A 15,265-nucleotide genomic window follows, 5' to 3' on the forward strand; every position below is an offset into this window, starting at 1 on the left:
AATGCCAGTCTCGCAATTTGTCCATTTGCATGTGCACACGGCCTATAGCCTGTTGGATGGGGCAATTCGTTTGGATGACCTTTTTCGGCGGGTCCAGGAATTCGAGATGCCGGCCGTGGCCATCACCGATCACGGCAACCTGTTCGGCGCCCTGGAATTTTACCAAAAGGCCAGAAAGGCTGGCATCAAACCGATCATTGGCTGCGAACTCTACGTGGCGCCTCGCAGTCGGCTGGAGAAAAGCGGCAAAGGCAAGGCGGAAAATTATCACCTGGTCGTGCTGGCCGAAAACGAAACCGGTTATCATAACCTGCTCAAGCTGGTGACCCAGTCGCATCTGGAGGGCTTTTACTACAAGCCCCGGGTAGATAAGGAATTATTGGGCGACCTTCAGGAAGGACTCATTGCCCTGAGTGCCTGTTTACATGGCGAGGTGGCCAGCCACCTGCTGGCCGATGACGTTGAGAATGCCCGCCGCGCCGCGCAGGAATATGCCGACATCTTTCCCGGACGGTTTTATTTAGAGGTCCAGGCCAATGATCTTCCCGAGCAGTCCAAGGTCAACGCCGCGCTGCTGGAACTGGCCCCAAAGTGGGGGCTGCCGGTAGTGGCCACCAACGATTGTCATTATTTAAGACCGGAGGATAGCCGGGCCCATGATGTGTTGTTGTGCATTCAAACCGGCAAGACAGTAAATTCCCCGCAACGGATGCGCTTCCGCACCGAGCAGTTATATTTTAAAAGTCCGCGGGAGATGACCCAGGCCTTTCCCCATCGGCCTGATATACTGGCGGCCAGCGGCGAAATTGCCGCCCGCTGCTCCCTGGAGCTATTCCTGGGGGAACTCCACTTCCCGATCTTTCCTCTGGATAACGGGCAGACTATGGAAGAACGCCTGCACTCCGAGGCCTGGAAGGGACTTGAGGCCCGGTTTAAGGTCATGGCGGCCAAACATGAGCTGTCTGACCAAAAGGCCGCTGAATACCGGGCCCGCTTGCAGACTGAGCTGGACTTGCTCTGCCAGATGGGGCTGGCCGGTTACTTTCTGGTGGTGGCCGATTTTATTCAATACGCCCGGAAGCGTCAGATTCCGGTAGGGCCTGGTCGGGGTTCAGCGGCTGGCAGCCTGGTGGCCTATGTCCTGGGCATAACCGACCTGGACCCGATCACTTATGGCCTGCTGTTCGAGCGTTTCCTCAACCCGGAACGGAAAAGCATGCCGGATATTGACGTGGATTTCTGTTATGAACGGCGGGGGGAAATCATCGAGTATGTGACCCGGAAATATGGCAAAGATCTTGTGGCCCAGATTACCACCTTTGGGAGCATGAAAACCCGGCAGGTCATCAGGGATGTGGGCCGGGCCTTGGAAGTACCTTATGCCGAGGTCGATAAGATCGCCAAGCTGGTGCCGGAGCAGCTTAAAATCACTCTGGCGACCGCATTGCAAAAAGAGGCACGGCTCAAAGAGTTATACGATAATAACGACACCGTTCGGGAGATTTTGACTATTGCCGCGGCGCTCGAAGGTCTGCCCCGCCACGCCTCCACCCATGCCGCCGGAGTGGTCATCGCCGACCGGCCCCTATGGGACTATCTGCCGTTATATAAGGGCAGCCGGGGTGAACTGGTAACCCAGTTCGACATGAAAGGGGTGGAAAAGGTCGGGCTGATCAAATTTGACTTTCTGGGACTGCGCACTCTGACCGTGCTGGAGACCGCGGCCCGGCTGATTCGTCAGAATTATCAGCCCCGGTTCGATCTCCGGGAATTGCCTCTGGATGACCACCTAACTTTTAGCCTGTTGCAGTCGGGGAACACCGCCGGGGTCTTTCAACTGGAAAGTCCAGGGATGCGGGACGTGCTGATCCGCCTCAAACCTAACTGTCTGGAGGACCTAATTGCCCTGGTTGCCCTGTATCGTCCGGGACCGCTGGAAAGCGGCATGGTGGACGATTTTATCCGCCGTAAACACGGGGAACGGCCGGTGCTTTATCTCTTGCCGGAACTGGAGCCGATCCTTAAGGAGACCTATGGCATCATCCTTTACCAGGAGCAGGTCATGCAAATCGCCGCCCTGATCTCCGGTTATTCCCTGGGGGAAGCGGATATCTTGCGGCGGGCCATGGGCAAAAAAGAACCGGCGGTGATGGCCGCCCAACGCCAGCGCTTCTGCGACGGCGCGGTTCAGCAGGGTTTTCCGGCCGACAAGGCGGAAACCTTGTTTAATCTTATCGAAAAATTCGCCGGTTATGGCTTTAATAAATCCCATAGCGCGGCTTATGCCCTAATCTCTTATCAGACCGCCTATGTCAAGGCGCACTATCCCCTCGAATTTTTGGCCGCCCTGTTTACCAGCGAAATCAATAATACCACCACCCTGACCAAACACATTCAGGAGGCCCGGGACCAGGGAGTGATTCTTTTGCCTCCCGACCTCAATCGCAGCGAGCGTGATTTTGTGGTCGAAAACGGTCAGATCCGCTTTGGCCTGGCCGGAGTCAAAAACGTTGGCGAAAATGCCATCCGGGCCATTTTAGAGGCTCGGAAAAAAGGGCCGTTTACCTCTTTTCAGAATTTTTTGGCCCGGGTCAGTCAAAAGCGGGTCAACAAAAAAGTCCTGGAGGCCCTGATTCAGAGCGGCGCAGTGGATTCCCTACAACCCAACCGGGCCCGCCTGTTTCAAGGGCTGGAATCGATTCTGGAGCGGGTGCAGGCCTATCAAAAGATCAGGGCCACCAAACAGATGGACATGTTTGGCGGCCTGACTGATGATGCGGCGGAATCCGAGGATTGGCTGCCAATGGTGCCGGACTGGGACGAAGCCGAGAAGCTGAGCCGGGAAAAAGCCGCTCTGGGAGTCTATCTGTCCGGACATCCGCTGGCCAAATATCGCCGGGAACTCCAGGCCCTGGCCGATCTGAGCATCAATGGCCTGGAGGAATGGGCCGGGAACGGTTCCGTGGCCCTCGGAGGCCTGGTCACGGCCCTCAAGGAGACCGTCACTAAAAAGGGCGACCGCATGGCCTTTGTGACCCTGGAAGATCTGGAAGGCTCCGTCGAAGTAGTGGTCTTCAGCGATCTTTATGCCAGGGTCGAGTCTTTACTAAAAGAACCGGCCCTGCCGCTCCTAGTCAGAGGCTCGGTCAGCCAGGAAGAGAAAGGTCCCAAACTGATCGCCCAGGAAATTTCCTCCCTGGCCGCGGCAGGAGCCCATCTGCCGCCGCGCCTTGATTTCCGCCTGCACGCCGCCAGCCTGGAGCGCGAGGATTTGCTGCGCCTGCGCGACCTCTTAACCCGTTATCCGGGCCCGATCCCGGCCTTTCTGCATCTGGTGATCAACAACAGCCCAGAAGAGATCCTGGCGCTGCCTGAGGCCTTCCATCTCAAACCCTGCCGCTCTCTGGCCGACGAAGTCAACCGCCTGTTCGGGTACACGGTCTTGGACTTTTGAACAGTTACTTTGAAAATTGATTCGCCTTAAGAAATGCTTTAACATGGTTGAAAGCACCAAACTCATCTTCGACAGCAAGAAAAAAACCGTATTGCGATAACAAAAACTTAAATAGTACGAAAATGTTTTCGGCACTACAAGGTTTCCGGGTTGAGGGGTTTAACCTGTCAAGCGCAGGAACCAAGGGCTGTCCAGTTCGATAAGGACAGATTGCACCAGGATCAGGTCCCGCACCAGGTCCGCCAGGAAACCTTAATTTCGCGCTCTTCCAGGCGTTGTTGCAGGTCCACCTCCAGGCGCAAGGCCAGGAAGCTGGCCACAATGTGACCGATGCAGGTATCATCCCGCTGATGATAGATAGGGCGGACTTCCAGGGTGGATTTCTGCTCCCGGAAAGTGCGCTCCACTCGCCACAGGCTCTTATAAGTCTTAGCCACCTCCTCGGCGGGCAGGTTAGTGTTGGTAGTCAGGACGAACTTGCCGTCCAGGCGGGCAGGCCGCTTCATGGCCTCGTCGTCAATGGCCACACTCCCCTTGGCCACCTTGAGAAAGCGGGCATAGCCCCGGTTGCCGATAACCGCTTTGGCACCCTATTTTTCCCACGGGCGACCAAAGACCAAGGTCGGTCCCCCCGGTTTCGCCGTCCGGGCGGCAAGCCCCGCGTTGCGCACCGCTTCCACCACCCGCAGGTTCTCGCTGAATTTAGCCAGACCGTGCAGCAGGCCGTCCAGCGCCCCCGAGGCGATCAGCCGGTCGCGGCGGCCCAGGCTGGCAAGCACCTGTTGGCGAACCCGGCCCCCTTCCCGGTAAGAGCGGGCAACCGGCAGATATTCATAGGCAGTGCCATTCCGGACACTACGCTTGCTCCGCACGAACATGGCAATAATATGCCAATCATTAATGCAAAATGCAAATTGTCAATATTTTTCCTGGCTGGGCAGGTACTTTTTAGGCATTACAAATTTAATTTCTGAAAAAATTGTATGAATAGAGACTTTACCTATTTTCCTTAAACGCTGTTCAGGAATCGCCGTGGGTGAGGCGGAAGGCAATGGGGACAATAATGGTGAGCCGGGTTTTATGGAGTGTCGGCGGAAAGGGCGGGAACGGCGCGGCGGCCAGGACGCATTCCCGGGCCTGGCGGTCCAGCAGGTGGTGGCCGGATGAGCTTACTATCCGTACACCACCCATCAGGGTGCCACTGGGGGCCAGGGTGAAGGAGACCCGGACTACACCTTCGTGACCCCGCTGGCGGGACAGCGCGGGGTATTTTTTATATTGTTGGAGCCGGGCCCGAATCCGACCCAGGTAGCGGCGTTCAGCATTGATCACCCCCCGAGAAGGTCCCTGGCCGGGCAGACCTGGGGGACCATGCGACCCCCGTCCTCGACCGCCGGGAATTCCGCGGCCGGCAGTTGGAGCCAGGCCTGACCCTGGGGCTGAGCCAGACTGCGACAGGATAGGGGACTTAGATTTAGGAAGCGGACGGACCCGGGGTTTAGGTGGAGCAGGTGAGAGGATTTTTCTGATTTTACGGGGTTGGGGGTGAAGCGCCTTCTTGACTTGGGGCCGGGTTTGGGGTGGGGGGGTTGCGTCTGGAGCAGGGGCGGCTCCTCCCAACTTATTAATAGAACTCCGAGAGGCAGTCAGCTTCAGCCGGTGGACCCTGACCGGAGGGACCGGTTTTTTCAGAGAACATACCCCGGTCTCTAGCAAAGCGATATGGAGGCCCAAGGAAAGAGCCAGAAACCAATAGATCGGATTATGGTAACGACTCACGGGACTTTCTCCCGGTCGTGGACCAGGCTAATGTCCTCAACGCCCAGTTCCTGGGCCAGGTCCAACACTTTAACAAAGTTGTGGTATTCGCTTCTGGCATCACCCCGGAAGGTGAGGCGTTTTTCTTTAAGTGCGGCCAGCCGGGTTTGGAGACGGTCCCTTAAATGGTCCTCTGGCACCGGCTCCTGATTGACATAAAAATTGCCCTGGCGATCGACCGACACCACCAGTTCCTGGGGCGGTGGATATTGTTGATTACGGGCCTGAGGCAGGGTTAGCTTCAGGGCCGGCATGACAAAGGTGGAACACAGCAGAAAGAAAATCAGCAACAAAAACACCACGTCCACCAGTGGGGCGATGTCAAGGCTGGGTAGACTGCGGCGGCGACGCAAAAAGGTCATGGCGATTTTTTCGGCGACAGGGGGAGGTACCCGGCCTTCCCGGAGTTTGGTTGGAGGCGTTCTCCTGACATCATCAAGGCTTCTTTGAGCCTTACCACCACGAATTCCATGTGATTCGCCATGCGTCCGGCCAGACTGTCAAAGTAATGGTAGGCCGCCAGGGTAGGCAGCGCCACCAGCAGGCCGAAGGCGGTGGTCAACAGGGCCTCCCAGATGCCGCCGGCCAGGGCGGTGACGTCGGCCTGGGTACCCAGTGCCTGCAATTGCCGGAAGGCCTGGATCATGCCGGTGACGGTGCCGAAGAGCCCCAACAGCGGGGTCAAATAACCAATGGTAGCCAGCCCCCGCAGGAAGCGCTCCACCCGTTCCATCTCTTCAGAGCCGCGTAATTTCACGATCTCCGATTGTAGTTCTGGTGGTTGCTGATAGGTCTCCAAGTAAGTCTGGGCCATGACCGCCAGAGGATCATGCCGTTGGCGGCAGAAATTCAGGGCCGAAGCCGGATTCTGGTCCTGCAACTGGGCCAGCAATTGGGCCATAAAACTCTTATAGTTATTCGAATAGCGCAAGAAGAAATAGGCCCGTTCTAGAATGATGGCCAAGGCCAGGATGGAACAGGCCAGAATCGGCCACATGATCGGACCGCCCTTGTCAAATAACGAGATCAATCTTTCTGCCTCGCCTCCCCAAGTCGTGGGAGATAATTCTCTATATTAAAAAAAATCCTTGAGTCTGCGACTCAAGGATTGCACCCAGCTTGCTTGATCCTTGGAGCTCCTAAGTTTACCATCCTCGGAGCCTGGTTTGCGCCTCATCCAACGTGAGGGCTGAAACCGAATTTACAGGCAGGTCTTCTGACTCCCGGATCACCCTAATCCCTGCGCCTTCCCCTGGCCCTATCCAGACAAGAGTGGCGGTTGAGCAGGTTTCGTTCCCGGTTACAGCGGCGGGACCATGCCGGACTCGCACCGGCTTCCCTATTAAGCCCTTAATGGCACCTGTAAAACTATATTTTAAATATCGACAAGATCCGGGCTGCTTGTCAAGCAAAAAAACTCTGAGATAGTTATCCGGCCGGCTTCCGAATTCCTAATACCGGCCCCTCAGGGTGCTGATTAGGCCTGGGGCCCCTAATTGACCATCGATGTTGAATTTCGGTCCCAGAAATTGCTCAATGACGAAGATGTTGGTCAGCAGGTGGGAGGTGATTTCTTCAGTACGAATAACTGAGGGGTCTTTAGCCAGGCCCAGATAAAGCACTATCTGGTCAGCCAGGTGGCAATCGACCGCGGCCCGTCGGGACTGGAATTTGAAGAAAGCATCGGCCACCTCATCGGCTACGGTCTCCGCCCGTTTACCCCGCGCTCCCAGGGCCGAAAATCCGGCTTGAGGACCCCAGAGAAAAACCAGACTGCCCGGGCCTGGGCTGGGGGCCTGAACCGGTTCGATCGGCACCGGCCAGCCCAGTCTGGCTGTTAATCGGTCCCGTTGGCGGTTAATCACGTGCTCTGGCAGGTTGGCAGCGGCAGATAGGCCCCGGAAAGCGGCGGTCTCCGGGGGCGTGGTCCAGTAGGCCGATTGGAAAGCTTTGGCGGGCTGGATATGCACCCGGATTTCACCCCCACCACGGGGATACCAACCCCACTTAAGCAATTCTAACCGGACCGACAGGCCCAGTTCCTGCAAGGCCGGAAAAAAAACCAGGGACAGATAATGCGCCGGAGGGCTCCAGGGCACATGGGTGCCGCCTTTCAGAGTCAATACTGCTGGGCTTGCAGCCAAGGCTAGGGGGGCCAACAAGGCTTGGGCGACCAGGGTGACTGAACCGGCACTCCTGGTGCGTTCGGCGACATCGAAGCTATAGTTGCCCGGAATGACGCCCCGGGGCTTAAAAGTGAGATCGGTAGAGCCGATTTCCGCGCCCCTGATTTCGGCCTGGGTAATGCGGGCCAAGGCCTGCACCGCGGTCAGATGCTGCGGCCGTAGTCCCGGTTTCGGACGGCGAGCGCGAATATTTTCAATCCTCACTGACTGGCCCCGCAGGGCCGCCAAAGAAAGGGCGGTCCTCAAGATCTGACCGCCCCCTTCGCCATAAGAGCCGTCTACAACTAACATAAATCAGGGAGAATTAATCTTCCAAAATAAAAATCACTTCCATCCGCACCCGGAAGGCATCTATTTTACCTTCCTTGACACTCACCCGTTGTTCCGCAATCCGCAGACCAGTAATGCCCCGCAAAGTTTTATTTGCCCTTTCAAACCCGACCCTGACAGCATCTTCAAAGCTGGTAGGGGATTCGGCGATGATGTGAGTCACCCGGGCCACATTATTCTGATTTGCCATCTGGTTGCCTCCTTTGGGTGGTTGCCTTGCCAACAGCAAGGTTGGCCTGGAGATCTTCCTGAATTTTGCCTCACTAACTACAGACAACATAAGAATCATGAAATAAGATGGCAAGAGGCAAAATCCAATAAGGACCGCATTAGAAAATGTCCAGGCAAAAACGGCAGGCTGAAATCAGAATTTTACCACCAAGAAATTATTACTGTTTGCGGTGATCCTCCAGAGATGGAGACGAGGATTCCGGTGGGGAATCGAGATGGGGCTGGTTCGGATCATCGGCTGTCGGAGTCAAGTGTTCCGCAGCATTGTCCAAGACCCGGGCCTGACGTTCTGCCATGTGGAGCAGATACTGATATTCCATGGCTTTCTTTTGCAACCGGTAACGCAGAATCAGGTTGAGGGGGAAGTACAGCAACCCCAGGGCGAGAACGCCGATGACCAAATAAGTGGCCCAGAGACCCAAAAAGGTAAAGATTTGCCTTAATATCGGCAGCACCCGATCCAGCCGTACTAAGGCGTAAATAACCGATATTAAGAATACCAATCCCAGCAGGTAAGAAACTCTGGACCATTTGCAGGCCAGCCAGTGGTAGCGCCTGGCCTGCTGATCTTTAGGGAGGGTTTCCGAAGAGGAATTGAAGGTATCGAAGCCTTTGACGATTAACCCAAAAAGAAACATCATCACAATGGGGGCAGTGAAGGCCGCCACCAGGTATTCCTTCCAGGGAAAAGGGACTACCGTCACCTGTTCCGAAAACACCCCGGCGTCGATCTGCCAGATCAGGGTTACCAGGAAGATGAGTAACTCGACGATGATCACCAGGATGATGAAACTATTAAAGATATATTTCTTCTCAACCGGGTCATGCAGGTCAAAAAACCTGCCCATAATTTTCCTTCCGATAAATGTTCTTAAAATATTTTTGACTGAGAACCGAAACCAAGAACTGTTTTTTTCTAACCCCGATTCATTTATTTAATACATGAGTAATAATTTATCAATTTGTATCATGCGGGGGGCGGAACTTCAAGGGCAATCCCTGGATCGGAGTTCGCTGACAGGTTTGATTGGCCCAAGCAGCCCAAGAAGAATTATCGGGCAGGCAATATTTTATTTATTTCCATCAGGTAGAGCCAGGCGGCCAGGGCCAACAGCAGTCCGTCTTCCAACATGGCCAGGAACCCGACCTGCCTCTCGGAAAACAATCCGCAGCCACAATCGATATTCAGACCCCGCAGCATGGTGACGGCCAGGACGATCATGAAAATTACCAGTACCGTCTGAATCAACAGCAGGCAACTGCGCGGTTTGATACCCAGGAGCAGCAGGGCACCGCTGACCATTTCCACCCAGGGTACGATGGCGACGGTCAGGCCGACCAAGGGGTGAGGCAGGAGTTGGTAGGCCATTACGGTTTCGGTAAACTGGTAAGGGTAAGAATATTTTTGCAATCCGGCATAGACAAAAACGCTCCCCAGGGCCAGTCGCAGCAAGAAGGTTAGGAAGCGTTTAGTACCCGATGTCAACCGGGTACCCGGCCTCATCCCAGGCACGAAATCCCTCCAAGAATGCCATAACGTTAATAAAGCCTCGGGCCTGGAGAACCTCCGCCACTTCCAGACTGGCATCGCAGTTTTTCTGCCCACAATATACCACGATCTGACGCTGCCGGTCGATACCTGCTAAGGTATCGACACCCTGGTGGTTCAGACGGTCGGCGGTCAGGTTGACGGCTCCGGCGATGTGCAGTTCATTAAATTCGGGCTCTGGGCGAGCATCGATGAACACCGTGTCCCCTTGGCGGTACAGGGCGTAGGCCTGCTCCAGGTTGACGGTTTTAATCTCTGGGAATTCTGACTGCCGATACTGCTCCCGCCAGTGCTCCAACCGAGCCGCCAGATCGCCCTGGAATCCATGACGCACCAGTGACCAGTGGGCCATGAGGCCCAACGCCGCGGCTACCAAGAATATAAATATTCCCCAGGTCAAATCCTGGGCCAGCAATCGACGCCACAAAGTCAGTTACTACCCAAACCAGATTCTGGGTTAGAATCCCTTGGGTTGCCAATCTGATCAGGGCTGGCCTCGCTGGCGGCATAGAATTTTTTGCCCTGAAAATAGAAGCGCAGGGGGATAAAACCCTCGGCTTCCCGAGGCCAACCGCCTTCCTTGCTATGCCGGAAGTAACGCCATACCCGGCCGTCTTTGAGATCGGCCAAGAAGGTCTGGTTGTTCCCCGAGATCAGCAGGAAACGATGACTCTGAGCCATGGAGGGAGCACCTTGAATCTCGGCTCCGCTGCCTTTCAGCGCCTGAATACTAAATTCTTTGTTTTTTAAGGCTGCTTCTATCTGATTGGCCACCTTTTGATCAAGAAAAGGGCTATACAGCCAAAAAACCGTGGTGCCTACAATGCCCAACAGTATGGCCAAAAAAAATGTCCATCCTGTGCTTTTTGCCACGATACCCCCTTTTCCAGTTCAGGGGCCTGAACTGGATGACATTAAATATTTCACTTTACAATTTTACTTTCTGAGGATAATCAATCCAAGGAACTTAATGAAAAAGTAGATGATCAGCAGTCAATTTATAATAAAAATCAAAGAGGCCCTTATGCATCCTGAGCGCAACCGGCCCGTTTCGGCCCTGGCCTTTGATTTAGGTAATGTCTTGGTTCGGGTCGACCAGATGAAACTGGCCGGCTGGTTAGCCCCACACACCCAAGCCGCCCCAGAGGAGATATTAGCCCTGACTTTTGCCAGTTCCCTCAAAGCCGATTATGATTGCGGTCGTTTATCCTCCCAGGTATTCTATCAGCAGCTAATGGACCGCTTAAATTGTTTACTGCCCTATGAGCAATTCTGCCAGTATTGGACCGGCATTTTTTCCCCCTGGGAGGGCATGCAGACGGTAGTGGCCCGGCTACAAGAACGGTATCCTTTATTTATCGTTTCTAATACTGATCCTCTCCACTTTGAGTATGTCTTAGCCAATTTTCCGGTGCTACGCCATTTCAGCCGCTTTATTCTTTCTTATCAACTGGGTAGCCAGAAGCCGGAGCCAGGTATTTACCAGGCCCTGATTGCAGCTTTGGAAACCTCCCCGGAGCAGTGCCTGTTCATCGACGACCAGCTCCCCAATGTCGAGGCGGCCCGACAGCATGGCCTCCAGGCCTGGCAGTTTTTTTCCGCTGCCGATCTGATTGATCGTCTTTCCAATCATGGACTGTGGTAGGCTGCTGCTCTATTTTACCAATTACACCAGGGATACCAGTCATTATCTAGTAGGGGGTACCAGTTGCCTTTTCTAACTGGGCCATTGCCACCTTATGGTCATAAAGGCTGCGGATGTGTTTCAATTCAGAATCATAAAATTGGACCTGGGCATCAGTCACTTCAATAATAGAACCAACCCCGGCCTGGTAACGTCCCCGGGCCAGCCTCAGGTTTTCTCTGGCGGCCTCCAGGGCCTTGGCCGTGGCCCGGATTTTTTCTGCTGCAGCTATTAGGTCCAGGTAACTCTGCTCGACTTCCTTGGTGATATCCTGCCGGATCACCTGTTCCTTGGCTTCCACCGACTGCAGTGTTGACCTGGCCCGACGAACATCGTTTACAGTTGACAAGCCCTCGAATAAGGGGAAGGTAACCCCCACCCCGATGGTCCAGCCCTCTCGCAATGGGTAATCGCTGCCTCGCCAGCTATGGGTTCCGGCAGCGCTGAGGGTAGGAAAATATCCGGACCGGGCGATCTGGACCGCAGCTTTGGATGATTCTTGCTGGGAAAGATTTTTCAGGAGTTCCGGACGCCTTTGGAAGGCTAACTTTTTGGCCTCCTTCAGGCTAATGGGAATAGGTTGAACATCCAGGATATCTTTTAGATCGCTGTAGGGCCAGGTCTCGAGTCCTAAAGCGTTCATCAATTCCACTTTGGAGAGCTTGAAGGTGTTTTTGGCCTGGATCAGGGCCGACTCGGCATCGTAAAGGTTGGCTTCGGCTTTGGCCACGTCGATTTTGGCCCTGATGCCCACTTTATAAAAGCCCTGGGCCTGCCGTACCAGTTCCTGATTAAGCACAACGTTTTTTTGGCTCACCTCGGCGGCCCGTTTGGCGGCTAAGTAGCCAAAATAAGCGGTCTTGGCCTTGAGCACTACCTGTTGCCGGGTATTGGCGTAGTCCTGATTGGAGGCCTGATAATTGGCCTGGGATTCGGCCACCTGACCGGATGTTTTACCAAAATCGTAAAGCAACTGGTTCAGGGTAAAGCGATGCGAAAAATAATCTCCCGGGCCTCCCCCTCTGGAGGGCAGATAAAAAGAGCCGGCACCGGAAGGGCTGCTCAGAAAGGTGGTGTCGAAATCAGTAGTTCTACCCCCATACAACGTCCCATAGTCGTATCCCGAAGTATATTTGAGCTGAGGAAAATAATTGGCCCGCGCAATGCCGATCTGGGCCTTGGCGGCCTGGGCCTTTTCCCGGAATTCGATGATCGACGGGTGGTTTTTTAACGCTACCTCAATGGCCTGTTTTAAAGTCAGCATTTCGTCCGATTGCCGGGGCTGGGGCCAACCTGGAGTACAACTCCCCAACCATAGCCAGACAGTGAATCCAATAATTAACAGCCTCACGCTTCCCTCGCCGACAAGCTGAAAATTTTAGGAAAACACTTGATTAAGATACTTGGTTAGAAAGGATAGTCAAGCTTTTTCTGAGGATTAGCGGGTATTCCGGTTTCTCTCTAAGCCTGCCTGGTTATGCCCCTGGAATGCAATGAACGGTTAATCCAGGGTCTGACGGTAAAGCTTCAGCCCCACTGCCAGGGTGCCGATCAAAAACAGGGCAATGGGCCAGATGTGGGGCCAAGCCTCACTCAGCCCATTGCCTTTGAGCAGAATGCCCCGCACCAACCGGAGGTAATGAGTCAGAGGTAAGATTTCACCAAGCCATTGCGCCCACCTAGGCATGCCCCGGAAAGGGAACATGAAACCAGAAATCAGAACAGATCCCCAAAGGCAATATAGGCCAGCCGGTGACATCTTTGGGCTTCATCCATGTAATGGGTGCTGATCAGAGCGGTGATGCCTTGGGAGGACAAGTTGTGTGTCTCATCCCAAAAATCCCGGCGGGCCCCGGGATCTATCGCGGCAGTAGGTTCGTCTAGCAACAACAGCTTAGGTTCATGCAAGATGCAACTTGCCAATGCCAAACGTTGTTTCCAGCCGCCGGCGGCCCGCATCAGGAAGCAGCAACCCGCAGAGCATGCGAACGTCGATCACCAGTTCCGTTTCAGTCAGGCAATGCTCTGGTTTAACCAGCGATACATCCACCGGTTGCCCGGGGTGAAAGCGAGTGGCAACCTCGGGTTCGGGTCGGGCCTCGATCAGAAAGACCAGTTTAGCCCGGCTCTGGCTGGAATAAATCACCGGCGGGGCCCCACTCACCCTGATAATATAATGGTCAAAAACCAGTCCGGCCTGGGGAGCCGTCTGGATTTTTTAATCCAGGTTCCACTGCAGTTGGGCCAATCTGGCCCGGGCTGCCTTGACCTCAGCCTGTGTTGCTTTGACAGCGTCGCTCCGGCCACCAAGATGGCCGGTTTTTAGGTCGGCCTCTACTTCCTTAACCTGAGCACGGTCTCTTTCTTATTGGCTGCACGCCTTGTCCAGGCTTTCCTTAGCAATGGTGCGTCTCTGATAAAGCTTTTGCCGCCCTCAGGGCCAAGTTAAACCAAGCCGCCAGCCCAATTAATACCATCACTAGCAAAAATATCCAGGAAAGACAATATCTTGCCATTTGCTCAGGGTGGGCCGCCCTCAATCCCGGATCGACTCCAGGGCAACCGCCAATCGCTGTAGCACCTCCTCCTTGCCCAGAATATCCATGATCTCAAAGAGTCCGGGGCTGGCGGTTTTGCCGGTTAAGGCCACCCGCACCGCCTGGGCTAGAGCCACCATCTTGAGGCCGGAGCGCTTTTGCACCTCAGTAAAGATCCGATTGAGGTCTTCTTCCCGCAATTCAGGCAGGGTCGCCAGTCGGGTCCGGATCTCGGCCAGAACCGGCCGGATTGTCGGGGTGAGGAATTTCTGGGCCGCTTTTTCCTCATAGGGCCGGGGATCCCGAAAATAGAACCGTGCCATTTCGGCCATTTCCACCAGGGTGTGGGCCCGGGGCTTCAAGGTCGCCACCACCCGGGTCAGATAATTTACATCATTAGTTAGTATACCCTGCTGAGCCAGGAAATTTCTCAATGACCGGGCCAGTTTGTCATCCGCGGTTTCCCGGATATAATGGCCGTTGAGCCACAGAAGTTTGTCGGCGTTGAAGATTCCGGCGGATTTGCTGACCTGATCCAGGGAAAAGTAGTTGATCAACTCCTCTCGGGAAAAGATTTCCTGATCGCCATGCGACCAGCCCAAACGGGCCAGATAATTGACCAGGGCCTGGGGCAAAAAACCCATGTCCCGGTAAGCCAGCACCGACAAGGCGCCATGGCGCTTGGAGAGTTTGGCCTTGTCCGGCCCCAAAATCATCGGGATGTGGGCAAATTGGGGGCAAGCCGCGCCCAGGGCCTGATAGAGGAGTATCTGCCGGGGAGTGTTGGGAATGTGGTCATCCCCCCGGATAACATGGGTTATCTCCATGGTGAGATCATCGACCACCACCGCAAAATTGTAAGTCGGAATGCCATCGGCCCGAAGCAGAACCAGATCATCAAGCTCCTGATTATCAAAGGCGATGGGGCCTTTAGTCAGATCGTGCCAATGGGTGCTGCCTGTCTGGGGAGAGCGGAAGCGGACCGCAGTATTGGCGCTCGGCCCCAGGTTCCGATTACGACAGTGGCCATCATAGCGGGGATTCTCGCCCCGGGCCAAGGCGGCCCGACGTTTTTCCTCCAACCGCTCGGGTGGACAGTCACAGTAATATGCAGCCCCCGCAGCTAATAAGCGTTTGACGAAATCGTGATAGAGCTCGAGACGGGAGGATTGGTAATAGGGGCCTTCATCCCAGTCCAGACCCAGCCATAGCAGGCTTTCCAGGATGTCTTCTTCATAACGCGCTTCGGAGCGGGCCACATCGGTATCTTCGATACGCAGCACGAAGACTCCCTGGTGGTGCCGGGCAAAGAGCCAGTTAAACAGGGCGGTGCGCGCCCCGCCCAAATGAAAGTAGCCGGTGGGACTGGGAGAAAAACGGGTTCGAATGAGGGCCATATTGCTGAACTCCCTGAACAGGCAAAAATTGCATGGCCTATTTATATCATAACGCGTCGAGGGTAAACAAATAATACGA

The 15,265-nt window shown here is 54.8% G+C and carries 17 protein-coding genes, 1 pseudogene and 1 riboswitch; of the genes and pseudogenes, 2 read left to right on the forward strand and 16 right to left on the reverse strand.

All coding sequences use genetic code 11. From position 1 onward, the window contains the following. Position 1 precedes the first annotated feature (1 nt). A complete protein-coding gene (gene dnaE / locus JRG72_00160; GenBank protein MBW2133635.1) occupies positions 2-3,454 on the forward strand; it encodes a DNA polymerase III subunit alpha in 3,453 nt (1,150 codons plus the stop codon). 221 nt (positions 3,455-3,675) lie between these two features. Here dnaE and JRG72_00165 read toward each other — a convergent pair whose 3' ends face one another. The 11 genes from JRG72_00165 to JRG72_00215 all read right to left on the reverse strand — a co-directional run bounded on the left by JRG72_00165 (position 3,676) and on the right by JRG72_00215 (position 10,411). Next, a complete protein-coding gene (locus JRG72_00165; protein ID MBW2133636.1) occupies positions 3,676-3,981 on the reverse strand; it encodes a transposase in 306 nt (101 codons plus the stop codon). A 63-nt stretch (positions 3,982-4,044) separates the two neighbouring features. Beyond that, the gene (locus tag JRG72_00170) at positions 4,045-4,332 is read right to left on the reverse strand and encodes a hypothetical protein (protein MBW2133637.1); all 288 of its coding nucleotides are present in this window, start codon (positions 4,330-4,332) and stop codon (positions 4,045-4,047) included. 142 nt (positions 4,333-4,474) lie between these two features. After that, on the reverse strand, positions 4,475-4,786 hold the full coding sequence (locus tag JRG72_00175; protein ID MBW2133638.1) for an energy transducer TonB: 312 nt from the start codon (positions 4,784-4,786) through the stop codon (positions 4,475-4,477). Positions 4,787-5,229: 443 nt separating this feature from the next. Next, the gene (locus JRG72_00180; protein ID MBW2133639.1) at positions 5,230-5,634 is read right to left on the reverse strand and encodes a biopolymer transporter ExbD; all 405 of its coding nucleotides are present in this window, start codon (positions 5,632-5,634) and stop codon (positions 5,230-5,232) included. Further along, a complete protein-coding gene (locus JRG72_00185; GenBank protein MBW2133640.1) occupies positions 5,631-6,302 on the reverse strand; it encodes a MotA/TolQ/ExbB proton channel family protein in 672 nt (223 codons plus the stop codon). The genes JRG72_00180 and JRG72_00185 overlap by 4 nt, the downstream gene beginning before the upstream one ends. A 158-nt stretch (positions 6,303-6,460) precedes the next feature. Further along, positions 6,461-6,651, reverse strand: a riboswitch (cobalamin riboswitch). Between the two features lie 72 nt (positions 6,652-6,723). Next, positions 6,724-7,749 carry an RNA 3'-phosphate cyclase gene (rtcA, locus tag JRG72_00190; protein MBW2133641.1) on the reverse strand — a complete coding sequence of 342 codons (1,026 nt, stop codon included), beginning with the start codon at positions 7,747-7,749 and terminating at the stop codon, positions 6,724-6,726. Positions 7,750-7,762: 13 nt separating this feature from the next. Continuing rightward, positions 7,763-7,978, reverse strand: a complete 216-nt coding sequence (locus tag JRG72_00195; GenBank protein ID MBW2133642.1) for a dodecin domain-containing protein — start codon at positions 7,976-7,978, stop codon at positions 7,763-7,765. A 199-nt stretch (positions 7,979-8,177) separates the two neighbouring features. Next, positions 8,178-8,867 carry a hypothetical protein gene (locus tag JRG72_00200; protein MBW2133643.1) on the reverse strand — a complete coding sequence of 230 codons (690 nt, stop codon included), beginning with the start codon at positions 8,865-8,867 and terminating at the stop codon, positions 8,178-8,180. Between the two features lie 203 nt (positions 8,868-9,070). After that, positions 9,071-9,505, reverse strand: a complete 435-nt coding sequence (locus JRG72_00205; protein ID MBW2133644.1) for a DoxX family membrane protein — start codon at positions 9,503-9,505, stop codon at positions 9,071-9,073. Further along, entirely contained in the window at positions 9,489-9,995 is a 507-nt protein-coding gene (locus tag JRG72_00210) for a rhodanese-like domain-containing protein (GenBank protein ID MBW2133645.1), read from the reverse strand. The genes JRG72_00205 and JRG72_00210 overlap by 17 nt, the downstream gene beginning before the upstream one ends. Before the next feature lie 2 nt (positions 9,996-9,997). Further along, positions 9,998-10,411, reverse strand: a complete 414-nt coding sequence (locus JRG72_00215) for a hypothetical protein (GenBank protein ID MBW2133646.1) — start codon at positions 10,409-10,411, stop codon at positions 9,998-10,000. A 181-nt stretch (positions 10,412-10,592) separates the two neighbouring features. Between JRG72_00215 and JRG72_00220 the strand changes: the two genes are divergently transcribed. Then, positions 10,593-11,213: an HAD family phosphatase gene (locus tag JRG72_00220; GenBank protein MBW2133647.1), complete on the forward strand. Its 621-nt coding sequence runs from the start codon at positions 10,593-10,595 to the stop codon at positions 11,211-11,213. A gap of 46 nt (positions 11,214-11,259) precedes the next feature. Here the strand turns inward: JRG72_00220 and JRG72_00225 are convergent, their stop codons facing one another. The 5 genes and pseudogenes from JRG72_00225 to gltX all read right to left on the reverse strand — a co-directional run bounded on the left by JRG72_00225 (position 11,260) and on the right by gltX (position 15,186). After that, on the reverse strand, positions 11,260-12,516 hold the full coding sequence (locus JRG72_00225; GenBank protein ID MBW2133648.1) for a TolC family protein: 1,257 nt from the start codon (positions 12,514-12,516) through the stop codon (positions 11,260-11,262). Positions 12,517-12,753: 237 nt separating this feature from the next. Beyond that, complete coding sequence (locus JRG72_00230; protein MBW2133649.1) at positions 12,754-13,011, reverse strand: ABC transporter permease; 258 nt, start codon at positions 13,009-13,011, stop codon at positions 12,754-12,756. Next, positions 12,975-13,202: pseudogene (locus JRG72_00235) on the reverse strand (ATP-binding cassette domain-containing protein). Before JRG72_00235 ends, JRG72_00230 begins: the two are co-directional and overlap by 37 nt. Next, a complete protein-coding gene (locus JRG72_00240; GenBank protein MBW2133650.1) occupies positions 13,153-13,398 on the reverse strand; it encodes a hypothetical protein in 246 nt (81 codons plus the stop codon). Before JRG72_00240 ends, JRG72_00235 begins: the two are co-directional and overlap by 50 nt. Positions 13,399-13,788: 390 nt before the next feature. Further along, positions 13,789-15,186, reverse strand: a complete 1,398-nt coding sequence (gltX, locus tag JRG72_00245; protein MBW2133651.1) for a glutamate--tRNA ligase — start codon at positions 15,184-15,186, stop codon at positions 13,789-13,791. Between the last annotated feature and the right edge of the window lie 79 nt (positions 15,187-15,265).

The sequence above is a fragment of the Deltaproteobacteria bacterium genome (genome assembly GCA_019309545.1).
Taxonomy (GTDB): domain Bacteria; phylum Desulfobacterota; class Desulfobaccia; order Desulfobaccales; family Desulfobaccaceae; genus Desulfobacca_B.

Excerpts from the sequence above, each read along its gene's own strand:
- dnaE (MBW2133635.1), top strand. The coding sequence starts at position 2 with ATGCCAGTCTCGCAATTTGTCCATTTGCATGTGCACACGGCCTATAGC.
- JRG72_00170 (MBW2133637.1), bottom strand. The coding sequence starts at position 4,332 with ATGTTCGTGCGGAGCAAGCGTAGTGTCCGGAATGGCACTGCCTATGAA.
- JRG72_00180 (MBW2133639.1), bottom strand. The coding sequence starts at position 5,634 with ATGACCTTTTTGCGTCGCCGCCGCAGTCTACCCAGCCTTGACATCGCC.
- rtcA (MBW2133641.1), bottom strand. The coding sequence starts at position 7,749 with ATGTTAGTTGTAGACGGCTCTTATGGCGAAGGGGGCGGTCAGATCTTG.
- JRG72_00195 (MBW2133642.1), bottom strand. The coding sequence starts at position 7,978 with ATGGCAAATCAGAATAATGTGGCCCGGGTGACTCACATCATCGCCGAA.
- JRG72_00200 (MBW2133643.1), bottom strand. The coding sequence starts at position 8,867 with ATGGGCAGGTTTTTTGACCTGCATGACCCGGTTGAGAAGAAATATATC.
- JRG72_00220 (MBW2133647.1), top strand. The coding sequence starts at position 10,593 with ATGCATCCTGAGCGCAACCGGCCCGTTTCGGCCCTGGCCTTTGATTTA.
- JRG72_00225 (MBW2133648.1), bottom strand. The coding sequence starts at position 12,516 with ATGCTGACTTTAAAACAGGCCATTGAGGTAGCGTTAAAAAACCACCCG.
- JRG72_00230 (MBW2133649.1), bottom strand. The coding sequence starts at position 13,011 with ATGTCACCGGCTGGCCTATATTGCCTTTGGGGATCTGTTCTGATTTCT.
- gltX (MBW2133651.1), bottom strand. The coding sequence starts at position 15,186 with ATGGCCCTCATTCGAACCCGTTTTTCTCCCAGTCCCACCGGCTACTTT.